This window comes from Echinicola marina (genome assembly GCF_020463795.1).
Taxonomy (GTDB): Bacteria; Bacteroidota; Bacteroidia; order Cytophagales; family Cyclobacteriaceae; genus Echinicola; species Echinicola marina.
The window spans coordinates 3,233,366-3,260,102 of the sequence record NZ_CP080025.1; the positions used below are offsets into that span (position 1 = coordinate 3,233,366).

General features: G+C 41.6%; 13 protein-coding genes. 12 read left to right on the forward strand and 1 reads right to left on the reverse strand.

The genetic code is table 11. The annotated features are described in order from the left end of the window. Window positions 1-5: 5 nt before the first annotated feature. Window positions 6-4,097: a hybrid sensor histidine kinase/response regulator transcription factor gene (locus tag KZP23_RS13360; RefSeq protein WP_226332219.1), complete on the reverse strand. Its 4,092-nt coding sequence runs from the start codon at window positions 4,095-4,097 to the stop codon at window positions 6-8. Between the two features lie 212 nt (window positions 4,098-4,309). On the opposite strand from KZP23_RS13360, the gene KZP23_RS13365 reads away from it, so the two are divergent. The 12 genes from KZP23_RS13365 (at window position 4,310) to KZP23_RS13420 (ending at window position 26,686) form a co-directional block, all read left to right on the forward strand. Continuing rightward, the gene (locus KZP23_RS13365) at window positions 4,310-7,405 is read left to right on the forward strand and encodes a SusC/RagA family TonB-linked outer membrane protein (protein ID WP_226332220.1); all 3,096 of its coding nucleotides are present in this window, start codon (window positions 4,310-4,312) and stop codon (window positions 7,403-7,405) included. A gap of 11 nt (window positions 7,406-7,416) precedes the next feature. Next, a complete protein-coding gene (locus tag KZP23_RS13370) occupies window positions 7,417-9,117 on the forward strand; it encodes a RagB/SusD family nutrient uptake outer membrane protein (protein WP_226332221.1) in 1,701 nt (566 codons plus the stop codon). A 63-nt stretch (window positions 9,118-9,180) separates the two neighbouring features. Beyond that, window positions 9,181-10,755 (forward strand): glycoside hydrolase, encoded by a 1,575-nt coding sequence (locus KZP23_RS13375; RefSeq protein ID WP_226332222.1) that lies wholly within the window; start codon window positions 9,181-9,183, stop codon window positions 10,753-10,755. A 13-nt stretch (window positions 10,756-10,768) separates the two neighbouring features. Next, window positions 10,769-13,171 carry a glycoside hydrolase family 2 TIM barrel-domain containing protein gene (locus tag KZP23_RS13380; RefSeq protein WP_226332223.1) on the forward strand — a complete coding sequence of 801 codons (2,403 nt, stop codon included), beginning with the start codon at window positions 10,769-10,771 and terminating at the stop codon, window positions 13,169-13,171. Window positions 13,172-13,442: 271 nt separating this feature from the next. Beyond that, entirely contained in the window at window positions 13,443-15,743 is a 2,301-nt protein-coding gene (locus KZP23_RS13385; RefSeq protein ID WP_226332224.1) for an FdhF/YdeP family oxidoreductase, read from the forward strand. 212 nt (window positions 15,744-15,955) lie between these two features. Continuing rightward, window positions 15,956-17,269 carry a Gfo/Idh/MocA family protein gene (locus tag KZP23_RS13390; protein WP_226332225.1) on the forward strand — a complete coding sequence of 438 codons (1,314 nt, stop codon included), beginning with the start codon at window positions 15,956-15,958 and terminating at the stop codon, window positions 17,267-17,269. A gap of 305 nt (window positions 17,270-17,574) precedes the next feature. Continuing rightward, window positions 17,575-18,195 (forward strand): RNA polymerase sigma factor, encoded by a 621-nt coding sequence (locus KZP23_RS13395; RefSeq protein ID WP_226332226.1) that lies wholly within the window; start codon window positions 17,575-17,577, stop codon window positions 18,193-18,195. 8 nt (window positions 18,196-18,203) lie between these two features. Continuing rightward, window positions 18,204-19,262: a FecR family protein gene (locus KZP23_RS13400; protein WP_226332227.1), complete on the forward strand. Its 1,059-nt coding sequence runs from the start codon at window positions 18,204-18,206 to the stop codon at window positions 19,260-19,262. A gap of 159 nt (window positions 19,263-19,421) precedes the next feature. Then, a complete protein-coding gene (locus tag KZP23_RS13405) occupies window positions 19,422-22,808 on the forward strand; it encodes a SusC/RagA family TonB-linked outer membrane protein (protein ID WP_226332228.1) in 3,387 nt (1,128 codons plus the stop codon). A gap of 12 nt (window positions 22,809-22,820) precedes the next feature. After that, window positions 22,821-24,284, forward strand: a complete 1,464-nt coding sequence (locus tag KZP23_RS13410; protein WP_226332229.1) for a RagB/SusD family nutrient uptake outer membrane protein — start codon at window positions 22,821-22,823, stop codon at window positions 24,282-24,284. Window positions 24,285-24,602: 318 nt separating this feature from the next. Beyond that, a complete protein-coding gene (locus tag KZP23_RS13415) occupies window positions 24,603-25,304 on the forward strand; it encodes a response regulator transcription factor (protein ID WP_226332230.1) in 702 nt (233 codons plus the stop codon). Beyond that, complete coding sequence (locus KZP23_RS13420; protein ID WP_226332231.1) at window positions 25,301-26,686, forward strand: HAMP domain-containing sensor histidine kinase; 1,386 nt, start codon at window positions 25,301-25,303, stop codon at window positions 26,684-26,686. The genes KZP23_RS13415 and KZP23_RS13420 overlap by 4 nt, the downstream gene beginning before the upstream one ends. Window positions 26,687-26,737: the final 51 nt, after the last annotated feature.

Below are 26,737 nucleotides of genomic sequence, written 5' to 3' on the forward strand. Positions count from 1 at the left end.
TCTTGTCAGTCTGTAATCGTCTTTTTAGAGGAGATTTCAGAGGGGAGGTAGCCAAATTCCTCCTTGAACAATTTTCGGAAATATTTGGGATTGTTAAAACCTATTTCATATGCGGCCTGAGCTACACCGAGGTTTTCTTCTTTGATCAGATAAGCCGCCCGTTTGATTTTTACGCTACGCACATATTGATTGATGTTTTTGCCTGTCAAGGCCTTTAATTTGCGGAAAAGAGAAGTCCTGCTCATGCCCATGAGTTGGGAAAGGGTATCCACGTCGGTCTGTTGTTCGGCCAGTTGTTCTAGGATGTGGCTTTCTAGCCGCTTAAGAAAAGCCTTTTCTTTGGAAATGGCCGTTTTTTGTCCTTCATTCAGTTGATGTTCGTCGGCCAGTTCTCCCAAATAGTATTCCCTCAATCTGATTTTTGCATCCAGGAGGTTTTTGATTCTTGAGAGTAGGATTTGACCATTAAATGGTTTGGTAAGGTACTCGTCCGCTCCTTCACCAAATCCACTGGTGATACTCTCCACATTGTCTTTGGCAGAAAGCAAAATGACGGGAATATGTGTAGTGGCTTTTTCCCTTTTTAGTTCGCCGCATAGATCAATACCATTTCTGACAGGCATCATAATGTCAGAAATAATGATGTCGGGAATATATTGGAGGGCCTTTTCCATTCCTTCTTGTCCATCCCCGGCATGAAGCAGGTCATAGTTGTCTCCCAGCAATTGATCCAAATAAGATAAGATCTGAGGATTATCATCTATAAGCAGAACCACTTTTTTTTCTTCTTTAAGGTCCAAGTTGGGTTTAGGGATGGTGATTTCTTGATGGTCCAAACGAGGTGACCACATAGTACTGCTGTTCAGCTTGGCATCTTCTATTGCTTCAGTATCGGTTTCCAGTTTTTGAAGGGGCAATGTGACAGAGAAAATGCAGCCCATACCTGCTTGGCTTACCAGTGAAATGTGTCCCTGATGATCTTCCACTAATCGTTTGGTCAAGGCCAATCCAATGCCTGTTCCCTGTGAGGGGTTAGTGGAGCCGCTTTGATAATACCAGTTAAATATCCTGTCCTGGTTTTCTAAAGGAATGCCAGGCCCATTATCGCTGACAGTAATTTCATATTGGTCTGCATGTGTTTTCAGACTAAGGCTTACCTTATCACCGGGACGGCAGTATTTTAGGGCATTGGATAGTAGGTTGTTGACGATGATATGCAACTTTTCCAGGTCAATGGCTGCCACAAAGTCCTCTTGAGGAAACTTGGTTTCAAGTGTTATTTTTCGGTGTTGGGCCAAGGGCTGGTATTCTTCTGCCCATTGCTGTATAGGGCTGAGGATATAGTGGTTCTTTAGTTCAAGTTTGTTGATATCCAGTTCAGATTTTCTGAATTCCAACAACTTATTGATCATTTCCAACAGGTATTGGGCATTTTTTTGGACAAGCAACAGTCTCTTTCTTTGGGGAGTATTTTTAAGCTCTAGAAGCATGTCCTCGATAGGTGCCATGATCAGGGTGAGGGGTGTTTTCAGCTCATGGGAAAAACCGGTAAAGAACCTGGCTCGTTCTTCATTGAGTTCATGTTCTAGGCTGCGTTGTTTCTTTTCAAATAGTAGTGAGTTTTTCAACTTCAACCGATCGGCATAATATTTCATGCCACCGATAACCATTGCCGCCAAGATTGTTATGTATATCAAATAAGCCGGCCAGGTTTTCCAAAATGGAGGGGCAATGGCAATCATCATCTGGTTTTCGGCAAAATGATTGGAATTGCTATGGGCACGGACTTTCAATACATAATCTCCAGGAGGAATATTACTCAGGTTGGCCGTGCCTATATGACTGGTTTCTATCCATTGGTCATGAAAAGGTTCCAACTTATAAGCATAGCTGATATCATTACCATGGGGGAATTTTAGGGCCACAAAATCCAATGAAACCAAGGATTGGTCATGGCTAAGATTTAACTGATGTAAATAGGGAATATCCTGTGATAGGTGGATTTTTTCATCCGCACTCCCAATATTTACTTCATTATTCATCAAGCGCAGTTCAGTGAATATTAAGGGATAATTATCAGTTTGTTGTTGTAGCGCAGCAGGAGAGAATACATTGATGCCCTTGTTTCCCCCAAAATAGATCAATCCGGTATCACTGGTTAGGGCAGCTCCGATATTGAATTCACTTTGCTGTATGTTGTTAAATGCATTCAAGTTACCGACTTCATTGGTGTTTGGATCAAAAAAGCTGATTCCTCGAAAAGTTCCCAACCAAATTTTACCATCTTTGCCTCGGGTAATGCTATTGATTGTATTATTGCTCAGTCCATGGTCTTGTGTAAATACTGCCACGGTTTTATTATTGGGATCTAAGCGGATCAAGCCTTCGTATCTACTGCCAGCCAGAATATCACCATTGTCTAATCGCTGTATGCTAAAGATGATATTGCCCGGAAAGCCATAGACCGTGGACTCATTGAACTGTTCTTGTTCACCTGTTAGGTAGTTGTATCGGATGATTCCATTTCCAAAAGTAGCCAGCCAGAGATTTCCCAGGTCATCTTCTGTGATATCTCGGATGTCGATTTTGCCAAGCTGCCTTACATAGTCAAAATCATCTATAGGTGGATGATAGCGATAAAGTCCACCACGATTGGTGCCGACCCAAATTTGGCCTTTCTTTCCCTCAAAAATCACCCTGACATCATTGCCATTTTCTTGGGATCCTTGTAGGTATTGCTTGAATTCTCCATGGCGATGTACCAATCGATTAAGCCCACCCTGGTAGGTCCCTGCCCAGACCCTCCCTTTACTATCTTCCAAAATAGACAAGATATAATTATTAGAAAGGCTTGATGCATTGGTGTCATGGTGTTCGTAATGCGATATTTGACCGGTTTTTGGTATATAATGGTCCAGTCCACCTCCATCAGTACCTATCCAGATACTGCCATTTTTGCCAGATGCCAGCGAACCAATTCTATTATGGGAGATGGTTTCACTCACCGATAAATTTCGCTGTATCAATTGTATGGGGTCCCCATTGGGGTTGACCACGTTGATGCCGGTACTGGTTCCGATCCACATATTTCCATCTCTGGCCAGCTTTAGGGAGGCTACGGTTCTGTTATATACACTCGCTCCATCATTTCTGGGAAGAAACCACTGTATGGCCAGTTGATTTTCATTCAATAATTTGTTGGGGTCAATGATGTTCAGCCCACCATTTCGAGTGCCGACCCACATTTGGCCCTTATTGTCTTTTTCGAAACACAAGACATTTTCATCAGAAAGCCCATTTTGGGGAGATGCGGCAGTCTGTACGTTAAGCGTGTCACCTTGATGGGTGATCACTTGGATTCCTCGATTACCTCCAATCCATAAATTGCCCAGATCATCTGTGAATAGGCTGTTAATATTAGCAGCGATTTTACTTGAATTGATCCGCTGAAGGCTTTTTGTCTTATAGTTGATTTTGTTGAGGCCATTGTCAAACGTGCCTACCCATAAAATAGAATCTCCCTGAAATGCCAAAGCGTTTACCTGATTGGAAGAGAGGGAATTTTTATCCTCAGGTTCATGGAAAAAAGAATATAGCACTTTTTTCTGATCAATGATTTGCAGACCTCCCCAATAGATTCCTACGGCCGTATTCCCATCAGGAGTATTAATGGTACAGTTTACATTATTTTCAATTAACCCAAAATTTTTTCCCTTAAGTTCAAAAAGATCAGCTTTGGGATCATAAATGCTAAGACCAGCACCTGTGGAGAGGAGTAGTTGGTTGTTTTGGTTCAGCTGTATTTGTTGGATATAATTGTCTGCCGGCCCCTTCTTGGGAATGCGATTTCGTTTACGATAGACGGTGAACTTTTGGCCGTCATATCGATTCAATCCCTCCAAGGTGGCAATCCAAATAAAGCCTAATGAATCCTGCTCAATACTGTTGATGTAATTATGGGAGAGTCCTGAGGCGACATCTAACAGGTAAAAGGTGAGCTGATTTTGGTCCTCAAAAATAGATTCTTTTTGGTCTTCTTGGGCAAAACTGACAGCAATGAAACTAAAGATAAATAGGGCTATTAGGGAAATCTTCATCTGTGTACAATCACGACATTAGAACTCAAAAATGCCAATAAAATCGCAAATAAACATCATTTGGCCATTTTGTCCCCCCTAGTTTGCTGATTTGTCCCCCTTCTCATTGTGGCACAATTCCGAAAATTGCTTTTGTATTCGATGAAGTAAGGGAAGCTTGCTGGACATCGAAACAAAGATCAGTAATTATTAACAATTAACCTCAAAAGAACATGCCAACAAAATTACAAGCCAAGGCTTGGCTTTATTGCATGTCATTAGTTTTGCTAATGCTGTGTGCCGTGCCTAATGTTTTTGGTCAGCAACAAATAAATGGCCAAGTATTCGATGAAAATGGTTTGGGACTCCCTGGTGCGTCAGTACTAGTTTTGGGAACTTCCAATGGTACCGTTACTGATTTGGATGGTAATTTTAAATTGTCCGTTTCAGCTGAAAATCCTGTATTGAAAATCTCCTTTATAGGATATGAATCTCAAGAAATCTCCTTGGACGGAAGAAGTACGGTTCAGGTAACCCTGCAGCCAGACATGCAATCACTCAATGAAGTAGTGGTGGTAGGTTATGGTGAACAGAAGAAGGCTACTTTGACAGGATCCGTTTCCCAGGTGGAAGGTAGGGATTTACAGAACAGTCCCCAGCCAAATGTTTCCAATTCATTGGCTGGTAGATTTTCCGGTATAATAGCCAATAACCGGGGCGGTGAGCCGGGATATGATGGCTCCAGTTTTAATATCCGTGGTTTGGCAACTACTGGTAATAATGATGTGTTGGTGGTGATCGATGGTGTGCCGGGTCAGATTGGAGGCTTGGAGCGTTTGAACCCAAATGATATAGAGAGTGTGTCTGTATTGAAAGATGCCTCTGCTGCTATTTATGGTTCAAGGGCTGCCAATGGGGTGATCTTGGTAACTACCAAAAGAGGCCAAGAGGGTAAGCCTGTTATTTCTTATAGCTTTAACCAAGGTTTCTCTTCCCCGACCAGATTGCCTGAAATGGCTGATGCCGTGACTTATGGGCAGATAAGGAATGAAATTGCCTATTATAATAACCCCGATGGAGGGCTTAACCAAATTTATTCTGAGGAGCAATTGGCACTTTTTGGGAATGGCTCGGATCCATTGAACTACCCCAATACAGACTGGGCAGCTGCCGCCTTGAACAATGTAGCTTTACAAAATCAACACAATTTAAGTGTTCGTGGAGGATCAGAATCAGTGAATTATTTTGTTTCGCTGGGTAAAACCGGCCAAGATGGTCTCTACAAAGACGGTGCAACGCGATATGATCAATATAGCTTTAGGACCAATCTGGATGCTGACATAACTGATAGACTTACAGTAGGTCTTTCCTTAGCGGGTAGAAAAGAAGATCGTCAATTCCCCACTTCAAGTGCAGGATCGATTTTTAGATCTATTTATCGTGCTTATCCTACCGTATCAGCCGTTTATCCAAATGGGCTGCCTTCTTCCGGTATTGAGAACAGTAACCCTGTGATGATGGCGACGGAAGCTGGAGGTTTGACACAAAACCCGAAATATGTATTCAATGGAATTTTGAGAGGTAGTTATGATTTGCCTTTCCTTGAAGGATTGTCAGTGGATGGCTTCTTCTCAGTAGATGAAAGCTCCAATAGAAATAGGACATTTAGTACGCCTTACACGCTTTATAACTATGACTCAGGGACAGATGCTTACAATCCAGTAGTAGTAGGAGGAGGCCCTGATCAGCAGGCAACACTTTCTGAAGAACATTATACCCAGTCCATGATGGTTTCCAATATTAAGTTGAACTTCAAGCATTATTTCGGAGATCATTTTGTGGATGCATTTGTGGGCTATGAACAAAGTGAAAACAGAACCCATACCATGGGGGCTTCCCGATTGCACTTCCCAACATCAGAAACACCTGAATTGTCTCAAGGTGGAGCCGCAGCATCCGATTATGATAACTGGGGTAGCAGTTATAACTATACCCGAAAAAGTTATATTAGCCGCTTAGCTTATAATTTTCAGGAAAAGTACCTTGCCGAAGTACAAATGAGGGTGGATGGCTCTTCTAATTTTCCCTCTGGTGAGCGATATGGTTTTTTTCCTTCCGTGTCAGCAGGTTATAGGATTTCGGAAGAAAATTGGTTCCGTAATAATGTGGGATTCTTTGATGATCTTAAAATCAGGGCATCCTATGGTAAGCTAGGGAATGATAATGTGGGACAGTTCCAATATTATGATAACTACTCCTTCAATAATCGCTATGTGATCGGTGATGAAGTAGTAACTGGAATTGATTTGACTAGATTGGGCAATCCTAATATTACCTGGGAGGTAGCCACCAAAACCGATATTGGCTTCAATGCTGTGTGGTTACAAAACTTCACCACTGAATTTATTTATTTCCAACAGGATAGAAGTAAAATCTTGACCACGAGAAATGCATCTATTCCAGGTACTTCAGGTATCGTAAACCCTTATGATGGAGAAACCCTAGTGCCCGCTGAAAATATTGGTGAGGTAAAAAGCCAAGGGGTGGAGGCTACATTAGGATATGAGAATAATAAAAGAGCCTTCACTTATGGTGTGTCTGGAAACTTTACCTATGCTAAAAATGAATTGTTGTTTATCGATGAAGCAGCTGGTGTATTGGATTACCAGCGTCAGACAGGTCGTCCGATGAATACTTATTTATTATACAATGCCATCGGTATTTTTAGAACCCAAGAGGATTTGGACAACTATCCTCATGTCCCAGGAGCACAGCTTGGGGACTTGATCTATGAAGATTACGATGGCGATGGGGAAATCACCGCAGATGATATGACCCGTTCTAAATACGGAAATATTCCTCAAATTACCTTTGGTATGACCTTGCATGCGGAGTATAAGAATTTTGATTTCTCTGCAGTCATCTCGGGACAAAGTCAGGTAAACCAGTATGTGCTGCCAGAGTCAGGTACTGTAGGTAATTTCTATAGCAGCTGGGCAGATAACCGTTGGAGCCCTACCAATACCGAAGGGAGTTTTCCAAGAGTAAGTGAAAGGTCTTCCTCTGCTGTAAGTGGAGGACTTTACCGAAATAATTTCTGGTTGAATGATGCCACTTTTGCCAGGTTGAAAAATATACAGATCGGCTATAATCTTCCTCAAAGCTTCCTGGATAAGTACTCTCTTGGTAGCCTTAGGGTATATGCCAATGCCTTTAACTTGTTGACCATTACCGGTGTGAAAGACTATGATCCAGAAGGGTCTAGTGAAAGTGGACAATTCTATCCACAGCAAAAAATCATTAACCTGGGTGTAAATATTCAATTTTAATTCCGATCGACATGAAAAGTAACTATATCATCAAACCATTTATGGTCATTGCACTGATCGGGTCCTTACTGGTCGGTTGTAAAGAAGACTTTCTGGACATTGTTCCTACAGACAGGGTCTCCGACGCCTCCATTCTTTCTGATTCTACATTATTTGAAGCATATGTCATTAACCGTTATTTGGGTGCCAGGCTAACCAACAAAGAGGGGGATGCTTATCAGCCAGGTTTCGGACGTGGTTTTGAATATGCACTTTGGAGTTCATTGACTGATGAGTCCATTTATAATAATGACGATAATACCTGGTTCATTCAGCAAGGTCAGCTCTCTCCTGAAAATACGGGGATCGCTGGTACATTTTGGGGGCGCTCTTATCGTAGTATTAGGGAATGTAACTATGCCTTGACCAACATCAATGAATTGGATATGAGTCAAACGGGTAAAGATCGATTGATTGCAGAATTGAAGTTTATTCGTGCTTTCAGGTATCATGACCTTATCCGTAATTACGGAGATGTAGTGATGATGGGTGATCGCGTTCCAGAATTAGGCGAAGATTTTACCGACCCATCTTTTTATGATAGAGTGGATAAGCAGGCCGCAATTGATTATGTAGTGGAAGAACTGGATGAAGCAGCAGCAGGTTTGCCATTAGTAAATGATGGAACTTGGCAGGAAGGAAGGGCCACCAGAGGAGCAGCTTTAGCATTGAAGGCGAGGTTGCTATTGTATGCTGCTAGCCCATTATACACAGATGGAAGTAATGATATCCAAAAGTGGCAAGCAGCTGCAAATGCAGCAAAAGCAGTAATGGATTTGCAGCAGTATAGCCTTTACCAAGGTGGTTACAGTCAGCTGTTCCTGACTCCAAACAGTAATGAAGAAATCATTTTTGCCCGCTATTATAATATCAATGCCCGTCACACGGCACTTGAGATTGCCAATGGGCCTAATGGTTATGATGGTTGGGGAGGTAATGTGCCTTTGCAGAACTTGGTGGATGATTATGAGATGATGGATGGAACATCCTTCAGTTGGGACAATGAAGCGCAAGCGAGTGCCCCTTATGAAAATAGAGATCCTAGGTTTTATGAGACCATTTTATATAATGGTGCAGATTATCGCGATCGACAAGTGGAAACTTTCCTTCCTGGAGGAAGAGACAGCCAAGACGGGCCTTCCAACTGGAACACTACCAAAAGTGGTTACTACCTAAGGAAGTTCATCAATGAGGAACTTCCTATCAGAAACCCATGGGAAGTGGCCGGTACCCAAAACTGGATTTATTTCAGGTATGCGGAAATTTTATTGAACTATGCAGAAGCCCAAAATGAGGCTGTTGGTCCAGATGCCAGTGTCTATGAAGCTATCAATGCAGTTAGAAACCGGCCTGGCGTGGAAATGCCAGCTTTGCCACTAGGTTTGAGCCAGGATGAGATGAGAGAGCGAATCCGTCATGAGCGAAGAATTGAATTGGCATTTGAGGAACACCGCTTCTATGATGTGCGCAGATGGAGGATTGCTGATGAGGTGGAGAATGAGCCTGCTTATGGTATCAACATCACCAAAGCAGCGGACGGTACGTTTAGCTATGAGCGTAAGGTAGCCTTGGAAGGCAAAAGTTTTATGGATAGACATTATTGGTTGCCAATTCCTCGATCAGAGATATTAGCTTCCGATAACCAACTAGATCAAAACCCTGGTTACAATTAATATATTGGGAAAGGGAAACCTCATTGGTTTCTCTTTTTCTTATTTTAAAGGGAGAGGAATTTTATGAAGAAGAGAAATAAGCATTGGCAAATTTATGCTTGGCTAATAGGATTGGGCATGATTGTCTTTTCTTGCAATTCAGAAGGAAGAGAAAAGCAGGCAGATCCTGAAAAACCGGTGGTCCTCAAAATCAATGCAAATACGTCAATTACTTATCAGACAATTGAACACTTTGGTGCGTCAGATGCCTGGTCTTGTCAGTTTGTGGGGCTATGGCCAGAAGAGAAGAAAAGGGCAATAGCCGAATTATTATTTAGCCAACAAAATGATGAAACAGGACAGCCCAAAGGCATTGGCCTGTCTTTGTGGCGTTTCAATATTGGTGCAGGAAGTGCAGAGCAAGGTGAGCAAAGTGGAATTGGAGATGAATGGCGCAGGGCACAATCCTTTCTCAACAGTGATGGAACCTATGATTGGGATAAGCAGGCAGGACAGGTTTGGTTTGCGCGGGCTGCTCAGGAATTCGGCGTAGAGCATTTACTGGTATTCCCCAATAGTCCACCTGTCCATATGACCCGTACCGGAAAAGCTTATGCGGAAAATGGTCAATCCAATTTGGACTTTGAACATTATGATGATTTTGGTGAATATTTGGCCAATGTGGTCAAAGGTCTGGAGGACAAGGGATTGAAAGTAGATTATGTAAGTCCGGTCAATGAACCACAATGGGACTGGTCTGACGGCGGTCAGGAGGGAACGCCATTTTGGAACAATGAGATAGCAGGAATTGCCAAAGCACTGAATACGGCCTTGGAAGCGAAAAATTTGGAAACCAAGATGGATATAGCAGAAGCCGGGAAAATCAATTATTTGTACGAGCAGGCAGACAAAGAAGGACGAGGAGAACAAATACATGATTTTTTTGACACTTCTTCCAAGAATTATATAGGCGATTTAAACCATATGGGCAATGCCATTTCTGGACATAGTTATTTTACTACGTCTCCTTATGAGGCAGCTGTACAACAAAGAGGGCAGGTAAAGGCAGCATTGGAAGGAGTAGAGAGCAGGAATTATTGGATGAGTGAATATTGCATCTTGGGGGACAATGCTGGGGAAATTAATGGTTCTGGTAGGGATTTGGGCATTGATCCTGCCTTGTACATGGCCCGGGTGATCCATAATGACCTTACCGTAGCCAATGCAAGCGCTTGGCATTGGTGGTTGGGCGTTTCTCCCTATGATTATAAAGATGGTTTGGTCTATATCGATTATCAGAAGGAGGATGGCAATTATTATGAAAGCAAAATGCTCTGGACGCTGGGGAATTACAGCTATTTTATCAGGCCAGGTTATAGGAGATTGGAGGTAACTATAGGAGGTATATCCAACCAATCCCGTGATTTGCTAGTATCCGCCTATCTGTCCCCAGAAGGAAGGGAATTGGTTTATGTGTTGATCAATTCTGCTAATAAGATGGTAGATGCAGAATTGTCAATTGATGGTGCAGCACTTGATGATCCTAAATTTTATATCACCAGTAAGGATATGGATTTGGCTCCTGCGGTCCTAGATCAGCAAGCAGGTAGTCTGTCTGTTCCTGCCAGGTCAATTATTACCGTTGTTACTAAACCCTAAAAACATAATAACCATGTTAAATAACCTAAAGCATAATATCTTTTTGTTAGGTTTAATTCTTTTTTTCAATGGTCAGTTTGTCTTTAGTCAAGAGCAAGGCAAGCTTCTGTTTAATGATCATTGGGAATTTGTTAAGGCCGACCATATTACTACATTGGAAGCACTTCAAGCAGCACCTGTAGATGAACTTTCATGGAAGTCCGTCAACTTGCCCCACGATTGGTCTGTAGAAGGGCCTTTTAGTAGCGAATGGGCCAGTGGCACGGGATTCTTGCCCGGAGGTATTGGCTGGTACAGGAAGAAATTTGATCTCAAAGCATTGGATGAAAACAGTGAATATGAACTTTATTTTGATGGGGTTTATAAAAACAGTGAGGTGTGGATCAATGGTCATTATCTAGGTAAAAGGCCTAATGGATTTATTGCTTTCTTCTATGAAATAGGAGAATATCTTCAACCCACCGAGAATGAGATCATAGTCAAAGTAGATCACCGGGAATATGCAGATTCAAGGTATTATACTGGTTCGGGAATTTATAGAAATGTCTATCTGATTACCAAATCACCTATTCACTTCAAAACTTGGGGCGTGTTTTTCAGTACGCCTGAGGTGAGCAGTGAGAAGGCCATGGTAAAGGTTCAGGTGGATATTAAAAGTAGCCATGAGAAAACTACTGCTGTACAAATAAAGGCCCGCTTATTGGATGCATCCAATGAGGTAGCTGCTACAGAATTTGGTTCATTTGTTCCTGCGGGAGATGAAAACCATGAAGCATTATACATGGCCGTTGATCGACCAAAACTATGGTCTCCTGATGATCCAAATTTATATAAACTGGAAGTGAGTCTTTGGGCTGATGGTCAGCTACTCGATAAATATGTGGACCAAGTTGGATTCAGAAGTATTCGTTTTGATGCTGATGAAGGCTTTTTCCTCAATGGTGAGAATATGTTGATCAAAGGAGTATGTATCCACCATGATGCAGGTACATTTGGTGCGGCAGTGCCAAAGGCTGTTTGGGCAAAGCGCTTGGAAACGTTAAAGGACTTAGGCTGTAATGCGATCAGAATGAGTCATTACCCTCATCAGGATTATATTTATGAGTTATGTGATGAAATGGGCTTCATGGTACAGGATGAGGCTTTTGACGAGTGGGAAAGGGGCAAGAACAAATGGATAGAAGGCTGGAATGTGGGGACGCCCGGCAATGACGGTTCGTATGATGCCTTTGCTGAATGGGGACATCGAGACGTTCAGGACATGGTTTTAAGATCGAGAAATCATCCATCTATTATCATGTGGAGTGTTGGTAATGAAATTGATTATCCAAATGACCCTTATAGCCACCCTGTTTTGGATGAAGGCAGGAACCCTCAGATTTACGGTAAAGGGTATCAAAAAGATAATCCACCGGCTTCTCAGTTGGGACCTTTGGCAGAAGGATTGGTGGCAGCAGTAAAGGCTGTAGACACTACCAGACCGGTCACCGCTGCATTGGCTGGAGTGACCATGTCCAACCATACCAGTTATCCGGAGGCGTTGGATATTGTTGGTTATAACTATCAAGAGTACCGCTATCAAGAAGATCATGAAGCCTATCCAGATCGCGTGATTTATGGCAGTGAAAATGGGGATGCCCTATCGGCTTGGCAGGCCGTGACGGAGAATAAGCATATTGCGTCCCAGTTTTTATGGACTGCATTTGACTTTTTAGGTGAAGCTAGGCCTTGGCCGGTAAGGAGTAGCGGGGCTGGAATCATTGATATGGCAGGTTATCCTAAGCCTGACTTTTATTTCAGAAAGAGTTTATGGAATGCAGCGCCCATGGTTTATTTGGGTGTTACAGATAAGGAGGAAAATGTACACAGACGGAGAAGAATTCAGGATAGCTGGACTGGAGAAGAGGGAGAAGAAAAATGGGTAGCTGTCTATGCCAATGTTGATGAAGTTGAATTGTGGCTGAATGGTGAATCCCTCGGGAGAAAAGCTATAGAATATTCCTCGGAGGGAATGCCAGGATGGCCAGTTATATTTGAGAAGGGAACCTTGAAGGCGGTGGGTTTTAATAATGGAGAAGAGGTAGCTGCTTATGAAATCAATAGTCCCGGAAAGGCAGATCATTTGGAGGTTAGTATGGATGAGGGAGAAAGTGGTATTGTATTGATGGATATTGAGCTTCAGGATAAAGAGGGGAACAGGGTGCTTTCCGATGACAGAGATATTCAATTTGAATTTGATGGATCAGCGAAGTTGTTAGGACTGGAAAGTGGTGATTTGAGCAGTCATGAGGATTACCGTGCTGATCACCGTAAAACCTATCAGGGTAGACTGAGGGCCTATATTCAGAAGGATGCTGCTTCGAAAGTCAAAATCAGTACCAAGGGGCTGCAGACCATAAAATTGAAAATGGAGTAATGATAAGAATGGGTTTATTTTGATGAAAAGCTGTCTGAAACCAGACAGCTTTTCTTATAATTACAGTTAGTCGACAGAAAGTCTAAACAATAGGTTGCTAACTTGAAGCATCCAATAAGTATCTACTCCTATCTAGCCACTTTAATAATCAACTTCCATTACCTTACAATATTTTAGTGATGATGGCTTTCCGAAATGGTTTTTATTTGCAATAATCTTAACTTGGGACTAGCTATTTTAATAAGGGCCAATAACCTCACTTTCGGAAAAAATGGACAAAGACGATCAAGCCAAGGTTTCACTTGTTGGACCTGAAGAGATTATAGGAGGGACTATTACTACTCCCCAAAGCTATGCTGCTGGTATTTCTGCAGTAAAGGTCGCCTTGGAACATGCCATGAAGGAAATGGGACTCAAAAGATCCATTGCTACCCTGACCAAACTGAACCAAAAGGAGGGGATTGATTGTCCTGGCTGTGCTTGGCCAGATCCAGAAAAACGATCTTCCTTGGGCGAATTTTGTGAGAATGGAGTGAAGGCCATTGCGGAGGAAGCTACTGCGCATACAGTGGATCCTGATTTTTTTAAGCAATATTCCATCAGTGAAATTTCTAAATGGACGGATTATAAAATTGGAAAAAGTGGGCGAATTACTGAACCCATGGTGCTCAGGGCTGGTAGTCAGCATTATGAACCAATATCCTGGGAAGCTGCTTTTGAAATGATTGCAAAGCAGTTACATTCTTTGGATCATCCTAATGAAGCAGTTTTTTATACCTCTGGTAGATCAAGCAATGAAGCTGCTTTTTTATATGGCCTGTTTGCAAGGACATTTGGGACCAATAATATGCCTGATTGTTCCAATATGTGCCATGAATCCAGCGGGGTGGCACTCACCGAGACACTTGGTATAGGAAAGGGATCAGCGAGCTTAGAGGACCTTTATGAAGCGGAACTGGTTATGGTCATAGGCCAAAATCCAGGAACTAACCATCCAAGAATGCTTTCTGCCTTGGAGAAATGTAAAGAAAATGGTGGAAAGGTCATTACAGTGAATCCATTAGAGGAGGCAGGTTTGGTCAGGTTTAAAAACCCACAAGAAATCTCAGGCATTTTGGGTAAGGGTACAGCTATTACAGACCTTTTTTTGCAGGTCAAAATCAATCAGGATGTTGCCTTAATCAATCTTTTGATCAAGAAATTGATTGATAAGGATGAAAAGGCAGGAGGGATAGTTGACCATGAATTTATCCAAAGAAATACCCAGGGTTTTGAAGAGCTAAAGCAAGATCTTGAAAAGTACAGCGAAGAAGAACTTTTAGCATTATGTGGGGTTCCTGAGGCAGAGGTGGAAAAAGCTGTTCAACTTTTGGTAGAGCGGAAAAAGATCGTGATTTGTTGGGCTATGGGGCTTACCCAACACAAAAATGGTGTAGACAATATTAAGGCCTGTGTGAATTTATTATTACTCAAGGGGAGTATTGGTAAAAAAGGGACAGGCACTTGTCCTGTAAGAGGGCATAGCAATGTGCAAGGAGATAGAACAGTAGGGATTACCCATCATGTTTCCAAAAAGCTCAATGAAGCATTTCGGCGGGTTTTTGGTTTTGATCCACCAGAAGAAGAAGGCTTAGATGTGGTGAAGTCTATCAAGGCCATGCATGAAGGAAAGGCCAAGGTTTTCATTGCCTTGGGGGGTAATTTCCTCTCTGCTGCTTCGGATACGATGTATACAGCAAAGGCCCTTCAAAATTGTGAGCTGACCGTTTCCATCAGTACAAAGCTCAACAGGACTCATGTGGTTACAGGTAAAACTTCTTTGATACTTCCAACTTTGGGAAGGACGGAATTGGATATTCGGGATGGAAATAAAAGGTTTGTGACCGTGGAAAATAGCATGGGAAGGGTGCATAGGTCTATGGGGAATTTGATACCCCATTCGGATCAACTCAAAAGTGAACCTGAAATCGTCTGTCAAATAGCCCAGGCCTATTTCCAATCCAACTCAAGTATTGACTGGGAAGCATTGGGCAAGGATTATGATTTGATCCGGACCAGAATTTCTCAGGTATTTGAGGGCTTTGAGCAATATTCTGAGCGGTCCAAAGGGGCGGGGTTTGATCTGCCGAATAATGCCAGAATGGGTGATTTTTCAATGCTACCAAATGGAAGGGCTCAGTTCAGTGTTTGTGAACTCCCTAATCATCAGTTGACCTCAGCTCGATTTTTGATGATGACCATCCGCTCTCATGACCAATTTAATACGACCATTTATGGATTGGATGATCGCTACAGAGGTGTTTTCAATGAAAGGAGGGTCTTGTTTATTAATCCTATGGATGCAAAGGAATTAGGCTTGAAAAAGAAGGATGTAGTCAATTTGGTGAGCAACTATGATGGTGTTGAAAGAATTGCCAAAAACTTTTTGATAGTTCCCTATAATATTCCCCAGGGTAATTTGGCTGCTTATTTTCCAGAAACCAATGTTTTGGTTCCAAATAATCACTATGCCGCTAAAAGCCAGACTCCTATAAGCAAATCTATTGAGGTGGACATTGTAAAGATTAGCTAGATGCTATCATTATTGTTCAGCAAGCATTTTGCTGCTTTTAGCGTGTAGAAATAGCAAGAGAGATAGGCAGGGTGTGTTTCCTGATAATATAGTCCTTTCTATCAAGAAATTTCGCCTTTTATGTAGGTTTGTACTTGAAATTTTAATTTTAGCCTTATATTATTTTTCAATTTGATAAAAAGTGTAGAGTAATTAACAATAACCCTATTGAAATGAATGATAATAAATCATCCAAGGGACTAAAAAAGTCCGACAGAAGAGATTTTTTGAAATCTTCCTTACTGGCATTGGGAGGAATAGCCATAGTGCCACGCCATGTACTTGGAGCGGGATATACAGCCCCTAGTGATATGATCAACCTTGGCGTAATAGGCCTTGGCAAGCAAGGGGGGATTCTTAGCAATGTATTTTCAGGTCAGAAAGGCGCCAGAATTATAGCTGGTGCTGATGTATGGAGTACCAAGAGAGAATGGTTCAAAGGCTTTGTTGCTGAAGCTTATGCCAAGCATGATGTAAAAGTGAAATCTCAGGATGTAATTACTTATAGCAATTATAAGGAATTGCTTGAAGATAAAAACATAGACGGTGTGATTATAGCTAGCCCAGATCATTGGCATGCATTAAATGCTATTGATTCTATGAAGGCGGGGAAGGATGTTTATTGTGAGAAGCCTCTTACCTTAAAAATAGAAGAGGGAATTAAGATGGTGAAAACTGCCAAGAGGACGAAGCGGGTGGTACAGACAGGAAGTATGCAGCGTTCATGGGAAAATTTTACCAAAGCCTGTGAATTGGTAAGAAACGGATATTTGGGAGAGATCAAGCAGGTATTGGTACAAGTAGGAGCCCCCTCCCGTCCATATGATTTGCAAAAAGAGCCATTGCCTGCTGAAGTGGATTGGGATCAGTGGTGTGGTCCAGCGCCGATTTTGGACTATCACCATTCTATCGCTCCCGCGGTAAATGAAACCTATCCTGATTGGAGGCTTTTTGATGAGACTGGCGGGGGGATATTAACAGATTGGGGGGCACATATGTTTGATATTGCGCAGTGGGGTTTAGGTATGGACCGTTCAGGGCCGGTGAAGTTTATCACTCCTGATGGAGTAAGCAATCCGCAGACAGGACTCAAAATGTACTATGAAAATGGTATAGAAATGGTCCACCAAGATTTTGGACGTGGGTTTGGAGTTCGATTTATAGGTACGGAAGGCAATATGGATATCAGTAGAAGCTATTTTGAACCATCAAATGCTGCCCTTAAGGATATAGAACTGAAAGCAGGTGATGTTCGTTTGGGTAATCCAGATGGTGACCACTACAAAAATTTTGTGGAATCAATCCGATCCAGAAACCAGCCACACTGTGACGTGGAAACGGGCCACCGTTCTGCCAGCATTGGGAATATTGCGAATATTGCTTATCGTCTAAATAGGTCCCTAGATTGGGATCCAGTAAAAGAGAAGTTTATTGGGGATAAGGAAGCAAATAAAATGATGGGTTATAAGTATAGAAAAATGGGCTGACAAGATTATTGGTGATGAATCGGGAAAGGTCTTGTCGTATAGTCAAGGCCTTTTTTTGTTCGTTGTTTTTGCTTGGGAACCTTCTTGTTTTATAACTTATGTCTTAAAAAAGAAATAGAAAGTGTTGTTGTTTTGTCGAAATTACAAATGATTTATTGATTAATTGCTAAAGATAACGTTTGCAATATTTGAAATGTGTAAATGTTTGGGTGAGGATAGATTTTTTTTCGATTTCGTGGGGTTATTTTTCTTAATTTCTATCTCTTTATACTATATGATGGCTGTATTGCCAAAATAAATTTGATATGGAACCCATCAAATCACCCGAAATAACCGATTCGACCCAAAGGAAGTATACAGAAAAGGAGTACCAAGAGATGCCAGATGAGCTGGTTTGGAAATCCTTTTGTAAGGGCAATGAATTTGCTTTTAATTATATCTATAAAAACTATGCTTCCGATATTTTTTCTTTTGGATACCAGTTCTGCGGAGATTCCCACCTCGTGGAAGATTGTATACAAAACGTTTTTATTTATCTAAGAAGGAAAAGAGAAAAGCTTGGTGAAGTCAAAAGTATCAAGTCCTACCTTTTTAGATGTATCCAATGTGAAATCATCAAAAGACTTAAAGAACGGGGGATGCTGGTAGATACTGACCAACTTCAATACAAAAAGGCTTTCAATATTACCTTGTCTCCCGAAACGATTATGATCGAATCCGAATCTCAGGAGCAGAAAAAGCGGATGATCAATTTAGCCCTTGATAAGCTCACCCTTAGACAGCGTCAGGCGCTTATTTTACTTTATGAAGAAGAGATGAGCTATAGCGAAATAGCTGAAGTAATGGGGTTTAATGAGGTGAAGTCAGCAAGAAAGCTGGTGTATAGGGCACTTGCAAGCTTAAAAGAAGTCATTAATCCATTTTAATGTCAACCATGGATAAGGGAAATAACATATTTAAATATAAAGATTATAAACTGGAGGACTTTCTGGCTGATGAATATTTCATTTTCTGGGTGAAGAACCCAAAAGGGAATAACAATCATTTTTGGGATAAATGGATAGCAGAAAATGGAGACAAAAGTGATATGGTGATGCAGGCCGCCTCCATTATTCGCTCCATGAGCTATGAGGATAAACCTTCTTTGTCTGATAAGGCTTATTTGGAGATTTTTGAGAATGTGTTGAAATCAGAACCCAGGCTAGATCAAAAGGACAAAAACAAGGAGCAAAACAATAGGTCTATTTGGAAGACTCTTTTTGGTTTGCAAAAAGTTGCTGCTGCTATTTTACTGATTTTTTGTGCGTGGGTGATCATCGATATTTATTTGGTGGAAGATAAAAAGATGCCTGTCCCTATAAAGTGGGAAGTACGCGAAAACCCTCCTGGGATAAAATCGACCATTAAGATGGGAGATGGCTCTATCGTTAACCTCAATGCCAACAGCAAGCTAAGTTTCATGGAGAAATTTTCAGATAGCCTTAGGATGGTGAAGTTGGAAGGAGAGGCATTTTTTGATGTAGAGAAAGAGGCTAGACCCTTTATTGTGGATTTGGGCGAAAGCCAAATAGAAGTCATGGGCACCACTTTTAATGTTAAAAACAATAAGGTAGGTAATGTATCCGTAGCACTGGTCAGTGGAAAGGTAAAAGTTAAGGACCAGTCAGGAAATCAGGTTATTCTACATCCTTCGGAAATGTTGGAAATCAATAATAGAGGCAAGCTTTCCATTGTCAGTTTTGATGCGAGGGAAATCACAGCTTGGAAGGATAAGATACTGATTTTCAAAAACAGCAATAAAACGGAGGTCATCCAAAGGATCAGTAATTGGTACGGAGTAGAGATCGAAGCCAATGAAGGAATTAAGGACAACTGGGCCTATTCGGGAGAATACCATAATGAGTCCCTGGAAAATGTTTTGGAAGGTATAAAACGAACTTTGAATATCAACTATAATATCAGCGGAAAGAAAGTGAAATTAACTAAAAATTAACCCTAAATAACCTATAGCCATGATAAAAAACAACTCAAGTTAACAAAGAAACAGATAGAATTCTGGGGAGAATTCCATCTGTCGTAACTCTTCCTGTCCTATGCTTTGGTCGGTTCAGACAGGATGCTTAAGCAGTTATTACTTAAACACTTTAAAACTATGGAAAAAAAAATACTGAGACAACTAATAATGATGTCCATGAGAGTTTTGTATGGCTTTCTTATACAGCTGATATTCTGTTCGGTCTTGTTGGCTAATACCAGCAATGCACAACGGAAAACCATTGAAGATGTCCGTGTGGAATTGGAGGTTCAAAACAAGAGCCTCCGGGCGGTTTTCAACGATATAGAGCAAAAAACAGATTTTAGATTTACTTTCGATGCCAATCATATCGACACTTCTTCCCGGTTGGGAGCTATTTCCCATTCAGGTACAGTTTATGATTTGCTGGTGACCTTATCACGTCAGACAGGCCTGAGCTTTACCCAGATCAATGATAATATTCATGTAAATGCCAATTCCCAAAATACAGCAGTAGCCATAGCCGAAGCAGAAGAAATCAAAGTTTCGGGGAAGGTAGTGGATGATACAGGAGCCGCTATGCCTGGAGTCACGGTAAAAGTGGAAAGCACCGGGCAAGGTACTGTAACTGATTTGGATGGCAAATACCAAATTGAAGTAGAAGGGGGAGATGTGCTGATTTTCTCATTCATTGGTTTTGTGACCCAAAGAAGGGAAGTAGGTAATCAATCCATCATTGATGTTGAAATGCAAGAGGATACGCAAGCCTTGGAAGAAGTCGTGGTAGTAGGATATGGTACCGTAAAGAAAAGTGATTTGACGGGATCAGTAGTTTCCCTGAGATCAGATGAACAAAATCAAGGTGTCAATACCTCGGTGGACCAATTATTAAAAGGAAAGGCTGCCGGTGTGAATGTGGTACAAAACAGTTCCGAACCTGGTGGTGGGATTTCCATCAGTATACGTGGTGCCAGCTCGGTAAATGCTGGAACAGGCCCGCTTTATGTCATAGATGGTTTGCCAATTGATAATAGTGCTATGACAACCGGTGGGGGCAGTAATTACCCAGATGTTCGCACACCCACCAATCCTTTGGCAGCAATCAATCCTAACGATATTGAATCCATTGAAATCTTGAAGGACGCTTCTGCTACCGCCATCTATGGTGCCCGCGGTGCCAATGGGGTGATCATGGTGACCACCAAAAAGGGCAAGTCAGGACAAATGAGAATCAATTACGATGGCTATGTAGGGGTGCAAAGTGTGGCGAGGAGGCTGGATGTATTGAACGCAGAACAATACCAAATGGTCATGAATGACCTTATCGCTGATGGTGGTGGAATAGCTGATCAGATGGTCGATGTGATAGAAGATGGTGGAACAGACTGGCAAGATGAACTTTTCCGCTCAAATGCTCCAGTAACCAATCAAAACCTGTCTTTTTCTGGAGGAAATGAAAAGACGAATTACTTTGCTGCATTGAACTATTTCAACCAGGAAGGTGTGGTAAAAAGCTCTGCTTTTGAGCGCTACAGTGCGCGCTTGAACTTGGAGACCAAATTTTCAGACCGCTTGACCTTGGGGATGAATTTAAATGCCTCATTCAGTGAAAATGATCAGGTCCCGGCACAGTCTTTTGGGGTGAACGAAAATAATGGTTCCCTTTATGCTGCTTACAATTTTGATCCGACATTAAGTATATACGGGGATGATGGGCGCTACAGGATCTCTCCTTTTATCTCTATTGATAATCCTCTGGCCATAGCCTATGGGAAAAATGCCATGATCGAACGTTATAGAAATATGGCGGTGGCTTATGCCGACTATAAAATCCTTCCGGAGTGGTCTGTTAAATTGAATTTGGGTACCGATGTGACCAATCAGCGAAGAGATGTTTATATAGACCGTTCGACAAAAGACGGTTTGGCCAATGGCGGTATAGCAACGATTTTGCAAGAACGTCAATCCAACTATTTGATAGAGTTAACGACTACTTATGACAAGACTTTCGATGATCACCACTTTACTGCAGTGGCAGGAGTGACCACGCAGAAATTTGCCAGTGCCAATACCACCAGTCATGGTAAAAGTTTTCCTTCTGATGCGACAGGAACTGATAATATAGGTCTAGGTGATCCTACCCAGTTCAATATCAATAGCTTCCGGGCAAATAACCGATTGCTTTCCTATCTGGGAAGGGTCAATTATACTTTGATGGATAAGTACCTGTTTACAGGAACCCTTCGGATAGATGGTTCATCTAGATTTGGCGAAAACAATAAATTTGGTTATTTCCCATCAGGTGCTTTTGCCTGGAAGGTAAATGAGGAGCCATTTATGCAGGATTTGGAAACCCTGAGCACTTTGAAATTCAGGGCCAGCTGGGGACAGACAGGAAACCAAGAAATTGGCAATTACCTTTCGATCAGTACATTTATACCTGGCCCTGATGCCGTTTTTAACGACCAAAAAGTATCTACCACCCAACCTGCCCGTATTCCTAACCCAGACTTGAAATGGGAAACTACCGAACAGTGGGACATAGGATTGGATTTTGGTCTGTTTAGGGATAGGGTTTTTGGTAGTCTGGATTATTTTAGGAAAAACACCTTTGATATGCTTCTTTATCTACCAATTCCTACTTCTACAGGATATACCAGGAGGATCACCAATATAGGGAGTGTGAAAAATTCAGGTATTGAAGCAGCGATTACTTCTGTCAACTTTGACGGGGAGTTCTCTTGGACCACAACACTTAATCTGGCTACTGTGAAAAATGAGGTGACCAGTCTTGGAGGGGTAGGACAGATCATTGGAGGAAGTGCTGGTTTTGCCAACCAAATTTGGATTATCAAGGAAGGTTTACCAATGAACTCGTTCTATGGTTACCAAATTGATGGTGTTTGGCAAGAAGGTGATGACTTTGATCAAACGACTGATAACGTTGCTCCAGGAGATTTGAAGTTCCGGGATGTAAATGGAGACCAAACTGTCAATGCGGACGATAGGGAAGTTTTAGGGAATTCCTTTCCGGATCTTACCTATTCTTTTGCCAATACTTTTGAATATAAAGGTTTCAGTTTATACGTTTTCTTTGAAGGGGTACATGGTATAAGCATGTTGAACAATAACCTGGTGGATACCTATTTCCCGATTAACTTTAGAAGAAACAAGTTTGCGAAACCTTATCTCAACAGATGGACACCAGAAAATCCTTCCACTGTATATCCATCCTTTGTTAATCCAACTGGTCAGGGGCAGAAAGAAGTCAATTCTTATACCATTCAAGATGCTTCATACCTGCGCTTGAACACCGTGACCCTAAATTATAATATACCTATGCAACAGAGCAATACCTTCCGTTCTGCACAGGTGTATGTAACGGGAACGAACCTATGGACCATCACTAATTATGATGGCGTGGATCCTGCTGTCAATCCAAACGGCAATGCCAATATCAGGATTGATTATAATGCTTATCCTACAGCAACTTCGTTTTTGTTAGGTGTAAAACTTGGATTTTAAACTTGAGGAGATATGAAAACTTTAAAAATATTAAAATATAAAGCTTTATTGCTCATGCTGATATTGTCATCGGCATGTTCTGATGTCCTGGATGAGGAAGTGTTTTCACAGTTATCTCCAGGAAACTTCTTGACCACACAAGAAGGCATCAAGGCGACCTTGGATGCCGCCTACGCAGAAGGCTATCTTAACGGCTATTCTCACCATAGTGTGCGTAATATAGAAGAGTGGTGCACGGACATCGAATGGGAAACAGGAGGTGGTGAAAACCGAACAGCAGTCCTAATGATTAATTTTACCTGGGATGCTTCTGTCGGCTGGATGTACGGTGATATGTGGCTGAAGCCTTATCGGGCTATCAGGAATGCAAATGTTGTCCTCGAAAATGTTGAGCTAGCAGAAATTGGTGATGATTTAAAGCGCACCTATGCTGCAGAAGCCAGGTTTATTAGGGCTTTGAGCTATTACTATTTGCATTCTTGGTTTGGCCCTGTACCCATTAGACAAAGCTCTGAGGATGAAATATATCTTCCAAGACCTTCTGAGGAGGAAATCCGTCAGTTTATCGAATCTGAATTACTGGCAGTAATTCCTGATTTGCCCGCTCCGGGTGAAGAGCAAGCTTATGGAAGGGCAACTAATGGAGGTGCCAGGGCGCTTTTGACCAAATTTTACCTCAATACTAAGCAATGGCAAAAGGCCGCTGATATGGCTGAAGATGTAATGGAAATGGGCGATTATGGATTGTATCCTGATTATGCGATGCTTTTCAGGGTACAAAATGAACAAAATCAAGAATTTATTCTTACTTATCCACAAATTCCCAATGGCCCAGGAAATAACTATATCAATGGAGCGTTTCCAGGTGGATTTGCCAGTGATCCTAAAACGGGCCTGACCTTTATTAACTCATGGAGGAATTGGGCTGCGCAGTACAGATTATACGATAGCTTTTATAATTCATTTGAGGAAGGAGATAAGAGGATGGACCTGATCATCGATAGTTATGTCAATGGACAAGGCAACACGGTTTCCTTATTGAACAATAATAATACCCGTTCTTTCAAGTACTGGCCTGATCCCAATGGTTTGGGAAATGAGCATGGTAATGATGTTCCTGGAGTACGTTATTCGGATATTTTACTGAGTAGAGCTGAGGCCCTTAATGAGCTCAATGGCCCCAACCAAGAATCCATTGATCTGATCAATATGGTCAGGGGCCGGGCAGATTTGGAAGATTTGGCGCTCAGTGATTTTACTTCTACTGAAGAATTAAGAACACATTTGCTCAATGAGCGGGCATGGGAGTTTTATACAGAAGGCAAAAGACGGGAAGACCAGATCAGGATGGGGACATTTGTTTCTTCTGCGATTGACCGCGGCATTACGAATGCGAAGCCTACCCATGTGCTTTTCCCTATTCCTCAAGCAGCATTAGATGCCAATGAAATGTTGGTACAGAATGATGGGTATTGATCAATGTAGAACTTGAATCCCCAACAAAGGGTAGAGGTGAAATGTCTCTACCCTTTGTTTTTTTAACCTTTCTGTCATTTTGAAGCTTATAGGATGTAGGGATTTGATAAATAAAGATAACCCTAGACATACCATTACCGTCTAATTTTATTTAATAATCTTTATGTAATATTGCCTAACAATAATCCAAGCAGTTGGTTTATACCTTCTGGTAGCGCTTAATTGGAATGTGTAAATGGACTTTTTGTGTTCCAAGAGAGTGGAATTAGTATTATTCGGCTGAGATCAAAGAGGTAAGTACCCTAACATTAAAATGCTTTGAAGAAAATATTATTAGTAGAAGACGATAGCCATGTGAGTGCTTTTATAAACAAGGGACTTTCCGAGTCTGGATATGAGGTGACTTTGGCAATGGATGGAAAAGTAGGCAGGGACTTGGCCTTGACAGGTGGTTTTGACCTGATTATTTTGGATATCATGTTGCCATCCATCAATGGGTTGGAGGTGTGCAAGGAAATCAGGACAAAGGTGGTAGACATCCCAATACTTTTTTTGACGGCTTTGGGGAGCACAGAAAATGTCGTGCTTGGTCTGGATTCTGGAGCGGACGACTATTTGGCTAAGCCATTTAAATTTATGGAACTTCAGGCTAGGGTGAGGACCCTCTTGCGTCGATCCAGGTTTAAAAACGCTGCTGAGGAGGAAGCGCCAGCTGAGCACATTTATCGATTTGCAGACTTGGAAATTGATGATGAATCCAAAACAGTATTCAGGGATGGAATGGAAATATCTTTGACCTCTACAGAATATCGATTGCTTCTGATGCTGGTCAAAAACCAGAGAAGGGTGCTTTCCAGAATGGATATATTGGAAGAGGTATGGGGGATAGGCTTTGATATGGGGACCAATGTGGTCGATGTGTATATGAATTATCTAAGGAAGAAAATGGAGAAGCACGGCGGCAGCCGATTGATCCAGACGGTTATAGGCATGGGCTATGTATTAAAAGAAGGTGAATGAAAGTACAGAACAAAATTATATATATCCTCATTGTCATCTTTGTCAGTTATACATTGCTTTTCAGTGGTTTTATTTATTATTCCATCTCCAATTACGCCTTTACGGATTTTTACAAACGCTTGGAAATTAGGGCGATTACTACTGCCAAATCCCAGTTAGAAAAGGAAAGTGAAGTCAATATTATCAAAGAACTCAGACAAGAGTACCTGGAAAAACTCCAAGATGAAGAAATTAAGATTTTCCCTTTAACAGGAAATCAAGAATTGCCTTTGGATAGTGAGCTTTCCAAGTATAAAGTGAGTTTTTTGGATAAGGTTTTGGCGGAAGGTAAGGCCAATTATAACGATAAGAGAACGTATTATTATGGCACTGTCTATACTTCTATCCCGAATCAGGATTACCTTGTCATCGTATCTGCTGAAAACTACTTCATTACCCACCACATCCTTTATTTGAGGAATTTGTTATTTACATCCCTGGCCATTGCCCTTATCATTATTTTGGTGGTTTCTATTATGTTTTCTAGGAGAATCATCAAGCCTATCAATGACATAATCGATAAAGTCAAGGAGATCAGTTCTGATAACCTCCACCTGCGCTTATCCACACCAAAGGAGAATGATGATACTGTCAGTAAATTGGCCCAGACATTTAACGATATGCTCAATCGCTTGGAGACCTCCTTTGAAACCCAGAAAAACTTTATCAGCAATGCTTCCCACGAACTTAATACACCGCTGACTTCAATTATAGGTGAGGCCGATGTGACTTTAAGCAAAATCAGGAAGCCGGAGGATTATATCAGTTCCTTGCAGACTATTCTGGAAGAAGCTGAAAAACTCAATAAGAAGACCAAAGCCCTGTTGCTTTTGGCCCAGACGGGATTTGATGGAAAGGGGCAGAAATTCAGTAGATTACGCATTGACCAGCTGGTACTGGATGTTATTGACACTTGTGAGAAAATCAATCCGGGAAGTAAGGTCTGTTTGGACTTTAGCTTACTGCCCGAAAATCCCGAACTGCTTAAAATCAATGCCAATGAGGCTCTTTTACACCTGGCTATATCCAATATTATTCTAAATGGCTGTAAATATTCAGACGGCAAACCTGTGCAGGTAGCCTTAGGGGTGGCCGATAGGGAAATTATCCTTATCATCAAAGATGATGGTATAGGTATACCGGAAGAAGAATTGAAATATATCTATGATCCCTATTTTCGGGCTTCCAATACCAAAAATTATGAAGGCTACGGGATAGGTTTGCCCTTGGCCAGAAATATTATTAAGATCCATAAGGGGGAACTATTGGTGTCTTCAGTGGCAAATAAAGGAACCACGGTGAAGATCAGTCTCTCCGTTTTTGAGAATCCCCAGAATAAGTGAATTCTAATCTCATCTTAATCTCATCCTTATTTGTTTTTAATGGTTAGGGGG